The organism is Streptomyces sp. SID3343 (genome assembly GCF_009865215.1).
GTDB lineage: Bacteria > Actinomycetota > Actinomycetes > Streptomycetales > Streptomycetaceae > Embleya.
In genome coordinates, this window is record NZ_WWJX01001397.1 from 1 (window position 1) to 6354 (window position 6354).

General features: G+C 72.0%; 9 protein-coding genes. 5 read left to right on the top strand and 4 right to left on the bottom strand.

Annotation, left to right across the window (positions count from 1 at the left end; translation table 11 throughout):
* On the bottom strand, window positions 1–453 hold a 453-nt coding region (locus tag GT354_RS44465), incomplete at its 3' end, for a permease prefix domain 1-containing protein (RefSeq protein ID WP_161362928.1).
* Window positions 450–803 (bottom strand): helix-turn-helix transcriptional regulator, encoded by a 354-nt coding sequence (locus GT354_RS44470; RefSeq protein WP_161362930.1) that lies wholly within the window; start codon window positions 801–803, stop codon window positions 450–452. The genes GT354_RS44465 and GT354_RS44470, both read right to left, overlap by 4 nt.
* A gap of 167 nt (window positions 804–970) precedes the next feature.
* On the opposite strand from GT354_RS44470, the gene GT354_RS44475 reads away from it, so the two are divergent.
* Genes GT354_RS44475 through pyrE form a run of 3 tightly spaced genes read left to right on the top strand, consistent with a single transcriptional unit; the run spans window position 971 to window position 2376 of the window.
* A complete protein-coding gene (locus GT354_RS44475; protein WP_161362932.1) occupies window positions 971–1447 on the top strand; it encodes a hypothetical protein in 477 nt (158 codons plus the stop codon).
* A 5-nt stretch (window positions 1448–1452) separates the two neighbouring features.
* Window positions 1453–1776: a hypothetical protein gene (locus GT354_RS44480; RefSeq protein WP_161362944.1), complete on the top strand. Its 324-nt coding sequence runs from the start codon at window positions 1453–1455 to the stop codon at window positions 1774–1776.
* Window positions 1777–1782: 6 nt separating this feature from the next.
* Complete coding sequence (pyrE, locus tag GT354_RS44485) at window positions 1783–2376, top strand: orotate phosphoribosyltransferase (RefSeq protein ID WP_161362934.1); 594 nt, start codon at window positions 1783–1785, stop codon at window positions 2374–2376.
* 119 nt (window positions 2377–2495) lie between these two features.
* Here pyrE and GT354_RS44490 read toward each other — a convergent pair whose 3' ends face one another.
* A complete protein-coding gene (locus GT354_RS44490) occupies window positions 2496–3467 on the bottom strand; it encodes an Lrp/AsnC family transcriptional regulator (RefSeq protein ID WP_161362936.1) in 972 nt (323 codons plus the stop codon).
* A 141-nt stretch (window positions 3468–3608) separates the two neighbouring features.
* Here GT354_RS44490 and GT354_RS44495 point away from each other — a divergent pair, with 141 nt between their 5' ends.
* On the top strand, window positions 3609–4607 hold the full coding sequence (locus GT354_RS44495) for an NAD(P)H-binding protein (protein ID WP_161362938.1): 999 nt from the start codon (window positions 3609–3611) through the stop codon (window positions 4605–4607).
* 43 nt (window positions 4608–4650) lie between these two features.
* Here GT354_RS44495 and GT354_RS44500 read toward each other — a convergent pair whose 3' ends face one another.
* Window positions 4651–5319, bottom strand: a complete 669-nt coding sequence (locus GT354_RS44500; protein WP_161362940.1) for a TetR/AcrR family transcriptional regulator — start codon at window positions 5317–5319, stop codon at window positions 4651–4653.
* Window positions 5320–5451: 132 nt separating this feature from the next.
* On the opposite strand from GT354_RS44500, the gene GT354_RS44505 reads away from it, so the two are divergent.
* Window positions 5452–6315 carry an SDR family NAD(P)-dependent oxidoreductase gene (locus GT354_RS44505; RefSeq protein WP_161362942.1) on the top strand — a complete coding sequence of 288 codons (864 nt, stop codon included), beginning with the start codon at window positions 5452–5454 and terminating at the stop codon, window positions 6313–6315.
* Window positions 6316–6354 lie beyond the last annotated feature (39 nt).

Sequence of the window (6354 nt, forward strand, 5' to 3'; positions counted from 1 at the left end):
CGGGGTGGGCCATCGGCGGCCCAGGGCGTCGATCGCGGCCGGCGTCGCCGCGGCAAGCAACGCGGCGGCGGCCGCGATGCCCGCCGTGTGGAGAGCGAGCAGTTGCAGTTGCCGGCCCTGTGCGTGGTCGGCGGTGCGGGTCAGGAGCCAACAGGCGATCAGGAACGGCACGGTGAGGCCGACGGCCCGAGCGGTGTGCCGGGTCTGCACGATGGTCAGTTCCCGTTGGCAGTTCGGGGCGAGTTCGTCGGTGCTCCCGAACTCGCGAACGGCCTCGTCGGCGGCGCGTTCGTACGGTGTCCCGGCGCGGGTGTGCGCCTCGATCGTGTCCGCGAGGCCGTCCCTGATCTCCTCGACCATCCGCGCCTTGGCCCGGGCCGGCCCACGCAGGGTCGCCGACAGGACCGCGACGTAGTCCTCGACCGGATCGGCCCGGCCGCCGACGGCGCTCACGTGGCGTTGCCGGCAGCGTGCCGGGGCGGGGCGACCGGGTTGAGGACGGAGCCGATCGCGGCGGTGAACTCGCTCCACGCCGTCCGCTCGCCGGCCAGGCTGCGGCGCCCCGCGTCGGTGAGTTCGTAGCAACGCCGACGCCGTTCGCCCACGGAATCCCAACTGCTGCTGAGCAGCCCGAGTCGCTCCAGCCGGTTCAGGGCCGGATAAATCGTGCCCGTACGCAGATCGAGAACGCCCCCGCTGCGCTGCTGAACCGCCGCGATGATCGCGTAGCCGTGGAGTGGGCCGGGTTCGATCACGGCCAACAACAGCCCGTCCAGGTGGCCCCGTACCGCGTCGGCCCTCATCGGTCTCTCCTCACAGGTGTCTCCGCCGCACTCTCGCCGCCGCACTCTCACCGCGCCGGTCTTTCCGCGTCGGACTCGCCGCATAGGTAGGCAGCCTACTCAGAACCGGGGTTGGCATGCTATCTATTGGCAGCCAACATATCTGCGCCTGGCTCGGAGGGTCCGCAGTGACCGCGCTTCTGCTGTCCATACACGTCCTCGCGGCGATTCTGGTGATCGGGTCGATCACCGTGGCCGCGTCGTTGTTTCCGCGATACGCGCTGCACGCGGCGCCCGGCGGCGAGGATCCGGACGGACGATCCGCCGCGGTCGCGACGTTCCTGCACCGGATCTGCCGCGGCTACGCCGTAGCCGGAGTGGCCGTGCCGGTCTTCGGCATCGGCACGGGTGCCCAGCTCGGCGTGCTCACCGACGCGTGGCTGATCGCGTCGCTGGTGCTGACCGTGATCGCCGCCGGCGTACTCGGCCTGGCGATCCTGCCCGGCCAGCGGCACCTGCTCGCGCGCACCGAAGGAGGCGGCGGCCACGACGAGTTGCGCCGACCGGCCGCCCGGCTGAGCATGCTCACCGGCGTCTTCAACGTCCTGTGGGCGGTGGTCGTCGTGCTCATGATCGTGCGCCCCGGATCCACTACGGGAGCGTGACCACAATGCGCATGCTGCGGATCGCGGCCGGTATCGAAGCGGTGTCCGTGGTGGCCCTGTTCGGCAACCTGTGCACCGTGCCCGTGCCGGCGATCACGTCGCTCGTCGGCCCACTCCACGGCACGGCCTACCTCGTCGTCGTCGCCGCGACCCGGGCGACCCGGAGCACCGCCCCGACGGCCGTCCGATGGCGCGCCGCGATCCCGGGCATCGGCGGAGTCCTCGCCCTACGCCGGCTGCGCGCGGCGGCGCCGGCGGCTCCCGGGTCCGCTGCCGGCCGGCCATCCGCCCGGACCTCCGACGCGGGCGCCGACGACGTGCCAGGCTGAGTGCCCATGAAGCACGCGGACTTGGCCCAGCGAATCGACCATGCCTGCCGACTCACCGGCGACTTCGTGCTCCGGTCCGGGCGCCGGGCCGACGAGTACTTCGACAAGTATCGCCTCGAAGCCGATCCCGTCCTCCTGGACGCGGTCGCCGAGGCGATGGCCCCGCTGGTGCCGGCAGGCATCGAGGTGTTGGCCGGCCTGGAGATGGGCGGGATTCCGGTGGTCACCGCATTGGGCCGGCACACCGGCTTGCCCTGCGCGTTCGTCCGCAAGCGGGCCAAGCCGTACGGTACCCGTCGACTCGCGGAGGGCGCCGATGTCGTGGGCCGACGCGTTCTGGTGATCGAGGACGTGGTCACCAGTGGCGGCCAAATCGTGCTCTCCACAGCCGAGTTGCGTTCTCTGGGCGCCGATGTTCGGGCCGCGCTGTGTGTGATCGACCGCGAGGAGGGCGGCGCTGCGGCGCTCGCCGCCGAACGAATCGACCTGAGGGCACTGCTGACCGCGACCGACCTGCGCCGGGCCGCGGACCACCCGGCGCCCAAGGGGTCGCGTCAGGGTGAAGCAGCGGATCGCGCGGTCGCCGGCCCGGGGGCGTAGGCGGCGCTCACCGGTCACGCGCGGTCCGGGCGGCGTCGAGTCGGCCCGTCATACGGCTGACGTGGTGGGCCTCGTCGGCGCGGTGCGCTCGGCGCTCGTCCACGTCGATCACCGCCCCGTCAGCCGGCGGCCGGGGCGGCACCGGCCCGCTTGAGGGTGCGGATCACCGGAGCCGATTCCAGCGTACGGATCGCGTCGAGGGCACCGACGCGCTCCGTCAGGTAGCGGCAAAGGTCCTCCGCGTCACGACAGTTGACGGCGGCGACGAGATTGCTCGGGCCGGTGGTCAGGGCGGCGAAGGAGACCTCCGGGTGCCCGGCCAACGCCTGTCCCACGCCGAGCAGGCCCGACGGCCGCACCGACATCCACAACCGCGCCTCCGCGGCGAAGCCCAGTGCGGCCGGGGCGATGTCCACCTCGTACGACACCACCCCGGCACCGCGCAGGGCGTCCGTACGACGCTTGACCGTCGAGGCCGAACACCCGGCGGCCGACGCGAGTTCGGTGTACCCGGCCCGTCCGTCACGGGCGAGGATCCGCAGCATCGACCGGTCGGCGTCGTCGAGAGCGATGGTCTCGACGCGCGGCGCCGCCACCGCGAGGCGCAGATGGTCCACCTGTTCCGCGGCGAGTTCGGCCGCGCCGGCCCAGTCGTTCGGAAGGGCGGTGGCGCGCAGCAACAGGTGCGCCGACACCGAGGTCACCCGACTCGTTCGCGGCAGCTTGTGCAGCAGCAGCGCGTCCCGGTCGGCCGTGGACCGCGTCACGACGTTGCAGCAGATCTCCGTCCCACCGGAGAGCAGGTACACGAACGACGTATCGGGCCTGGAGGCCAGCGCCGCGGCGACACCGCCGGCCGCATCGGGCGTACAGCGGAGCCGTACCGTCCAGGACGTCCATCCGAGCGCGACCCCGTTGACGACACCGACCACCCGCAACGCCCCCTCGGCCCGAAGTCGGCGGTAGCGGCGGGCCACCGTGTGCTCCGAGACCCCGAGCACTTGGGCAGCGGTACGAAAGGGCACCCTTCCGTCGATCCGCAGCGCGTGCACGAGAGCACGATCCAACGGGTCCAGGCTGACGGTATTCATCGCTCCACGCTATCTGCCGACGGATTCCCACGCCGTGACGCCGATGGCCGGCCGTGACCGGCGCGGTGCGGCGATCGTGGTGCCGCGGCCCGTTCGTTCGATGGCGCCGCACCCCGAGCCGAGTACGAAGGAGTCCTCCGCATGACGAAGCACACCCGGATCCTGGTCACCGGATCGACGGGCAATGTAGGGCGCCGGGTCGTCGCGCGCCTCTTGGACGTGACGGGCGAAGGCGCCGGGGCGGCGCGGGCCGACGCGAAGGCAGCCGACGCGGTGGCGGCCGACGAGGCAGCGGCCGACAAGGCAGCGGCCGACGAGGCAGGAAGTGCCGCCGGTCCGATCCGCGTTCGCGCGCTGACCCGCAGGCCCGACACCGCCGGGTTGCCGAACGGCGTCGAGGTCCGGCCGGGTGACCTGTCCGACCCCGACGCGATGGCCGCCGCCCTGGAGGGTGTGGACGCCGTCTTCCTGATGTGGCCGTTCCACGGTGCCGAACCCGCCGTCGCGGCCCGCCTCGTGGAGGCGATCGGGCGGCAGGCCGGCCGGGTCGTCCTTCTTTCGTCCGGCGCGGTGCTGGACGGGTTGGCTCCCGACGAGCAACCGCACCCCGTGGGGCGCTCACACGCCGCGGTCGAGCAGTTGGTCGAGCGGTCGGGATCGGCGTGGACGCATGTGCGGCCGAGTACCTTCGCGGCCAACACGCTGTGGTGGGCGGAGCGCATCCGCTGCGCCGACACGGTCCGGGGCGCCTACGGCGCGGTGTCCATGGCCCTCGTGCACGAGGCCGACATCGCCGAGGTGGTGGTACGGGCGCTGACCCAGGACGGGCACGACGGCGCCGCGTACCCACTGACCGGCCCCGACGTACTCACCCAGGCCGAGCAGGTCCACATCATCGGCGAGGTGCTCGATCGCCCGCTTCGCTGGGAGGAGTTGCCCCGCGAGGCCGCTCGTCGGCAACTGCTCGCCGACGACGGCTTCCCCGATGCGTTCGTCGACCCGCTCCTCGACGGCTACGCCGACATGCTCGCGGCGCCGCCCCCGATCGTCACCACCACGATCGAGGCCGTCACCGGCTCGCCGGCCCGTTCCTTCCGCACGTGGGTGTCCGACCACGCCGACACCTTCCGGCGGCCTTGACGTCGGATCCCGGGCGGCCCGCGTCACGCGCCGGCGTCACGCGTCAGGCATCGGTCGGGTCGGCAGCGAAGGCTCGAAGAAAGGTACGCACCGCAGCGCTTGCCGCGGCCCGCAGTTCCGCGTCCGGGACGGTCCGAGTGCCCAGGCGAGCCCGTCGATCCATGGGACCGACCAGCAGGGCGGAGAACTGTTCGGCGGCCAGGAGCGGATCGGTCAAGCGCAGCCTGCCTGCGAGGGTCAGCCGGGCCAGGCGGTCGGCCAGCGCTTCGGTGACCCGGTCCGACACCTGCCCCTGCACGATGTCGAGCAGGTCCGGGAACTTGTTGAGTTCGGCCGCGAGCAGACGACGCAGCGCCCACGAGCGGTCGTCGCAGTAGCAGTGGAGCAGCCGCAGACCGACGTCCTCCAGGACGGCACGGGGATCGTCGTCGCCGGAATGGGTGAGCAGTTCCACCGCCGCCAGGTTGCGCGCCGACGCCCGCTCCGCGTGCGCGACGAAAGTCCGCCGCAGGAGCGTCTCCTTGTCACCGAAGTGGTTATACACGGTGGCCTTGGCGACGCCGGCCTCGGCCGCGATCACGTCCACTCCGGCCTGCGCGTATCCCTCGCGGGCAAACACTGTGAACGCCGCGTCCAGGATCGCCTCCCGTTTGTCGATGCGTCCGCGCGAGCCGGCGAGGCTTTGGCCGGCCGAGGTTTCCGTTCCGCTCATGGCCCGCATGATAGAGGGCGGCTCCCGTGATTGGACTTATGCGTCCATTTTGTTGGGCGCAGTTGCCTAAGACTGCCAAGTCTCATAACTTGGACTGGCCAGTCTGGTTTGTCCGAGCCAAGGAGATCCATCGTGAAGACCATCGTCGTCTCGGGCGGCACCGACGGCATCGGCAAGGCACTCGCCCACACCTACCTCTCCCGAGGCGAGCGCGTCGCAGTCGTCGGCCGCAACCTCGAAAAGGGCAAGGCGTTCCTCGCCGCAGCCGCCGAAACGGGCGCCGCTGCACGGGCGTTCTTCATCCCGGCGGATCTGAGCCTGGTCGCCGAGAACCACCGGGTCGTCGCGGAACTCGAAGCCCGATTTCCCGTCGTCGACGCGCTCGTGCTGTGCGCCCGGCACTATCGCTCGGCACGCCTCGAAACGAGCGAAGGGCTCGAAAACACGTTCGCCCTGGAGTACGTGAGCCGCTACCTGCTCGGCCACGGCCTGATCGCGTCGCTGGAGCGGGCCGAACGGCCGGTCGTGGTGAACGTGTCCGGCCCCGGCATCCCCAAGGGCGAGATCCACTGGGACGACCCCGGTCTGGCCGGCGGCTACAGCGGCGGCGCCGCCCAGACCCAGGCAGGCAGGGCGAACGACCTGCTCGGAGTCGCTTTCGCCGCGGCGCACGGCGCCGGCCCGGTCAAGTACGTCCTCGTCCATCCGGGCGCGGTGGCCACCAGCTTCTCCGGTCGGTACGACGCGGCGGCCGCGGCCCACGTCGCGGCCATGAAGCGCACCGCCCGCCCGGTCGCCGAGGCGGTCGTACCGATCGCCGCGTGCATCGACGACCCGCCGGCGGAGCCGCTGAGCGCCTTCGTCCGCGGCGAACGCATCAGCGTCCACCACCCCTCCTTCGACCACACCAGCGCGACCCGCCTCCTCGACCTGACCCGCGACCTCCTCGCGCACGTCCCGGGAGGGGGCGGCGAGCTACCCGAAGTCGTCGGCTGATGGGTCGCGAGGGCGGGGCGGGGTCGGGCGGCGGCTCCG

What these genes read in the sequence shown, in the direction of transcription:
- GT354_RS44470 (WP_161362930.1), bottom strand. Translation starts at nt 803, where the DNA reads ATGAGGGCCGACGCGGTACGGGGCCACCTGGACGGGCTGTTGTTGGCC.
- GT354_RS44480 (WP_161362944.1), top strand. Translation starts at nt 1,453, where the DNA reads ATGCGCATGCTGCGGATCGCGGCCGGTATCGAAGCGGTGTCCGTGGTG.
- pyrE (WP_161362934.1), top strand. Translation starts at nt 1,783, where the DNA reads ATGAAGCACGCGGACTTGGCCCAGCGAATCGACCATGCCTGCCGACTC.
- GT354_RS44490 (WP_161362936.1), bottom strand. Translation starts at nt 3,467, where the DNA reads ATGAATACCGTCAGCCTGGACCCGTTGGATCGTGCTCTCGTGCACGCG.
- GT354_RS44495 (WP_161362938.1), top strand. Translation starts at nt 3,609, where the DNA reads ATGACGAAGCACACCCGGATCCTGGTCACCGGATCGACGGGCAATGTA.
- GT354_RS44500 (WP_161362940.1), bottom strand. Translation starts at nt 5,319, where the DNA reads ATGAGCGGAACGGAAACCTCGGCCGGCCAAAGCCTCGCCGGCTCGCGC.